General features: G+C 54.5%; 1 protein-coding gene. It reads left to right on the top strand.

Going from position 1 to position 418, the window contains the following annotated elements; genetic code table 11:
• Positions 1-106 precede the first annotated feature (106 nt).
• Positions 107-418 (top strand): ATP phosphoribosyltransferase regulatory subunit (locus tag B3520_RS03815; protein WP_286875451.1); only part of this gene is annotated, 312 nt, incomplete at its 3' end.

Genomic DNA, 418 nt, shown 5'->3' with positions numbered 1-418 from the left:
GCGAAGCGCATCCGCCGTAACCAGGGTTCGACGATCCTGAGCGAAGAAAGTCCGCCGCAACCCAAACTAAAGCATCAAACACCAAAGAAGATTTTAGGAACCCACTTTGAAAAAACTGCAAGCCATTCGAGGAATGAACGACCTGCTGCCGGATGAGAGCGGACAGTGGCAGTACCTGGAAAATACCCTCAAGTCCATCCTCCAGCAATACAGCTATCGGGAAATCCGTTTCCCGATCGTCGAGAGCACCGAGCTGTTCAAGCGCTCCATCGGTGAAGTGACCGACATTGTGGAGAAGGAAATGTACACCTTCGATGACCGCAATGGCGATAGTCTCACGCTGCGGCCCGAAGGTACCGCCTCCTGTGTGCGCGCCTGTGAACAGCATGGCCTGTTGTACAACCAGACCCAGCGGCTC

It is taken from the genome of Marinimicrobium sp. UBA4509, assembly GCF_002388575.1.
Taxonomy (GTDB): Bacteria; Pseudomonadota; Gammaproteobacteria; order Pseudomonadales; family Cellvibrionaceae; genus Marinimicrobium; species Marinimicrobium koreense.
The sequence above is the reverse complement of the archived record's forward strand: the minus strand, read 5'-3'. Positions and strand labels throughout refer to the sequence as shown.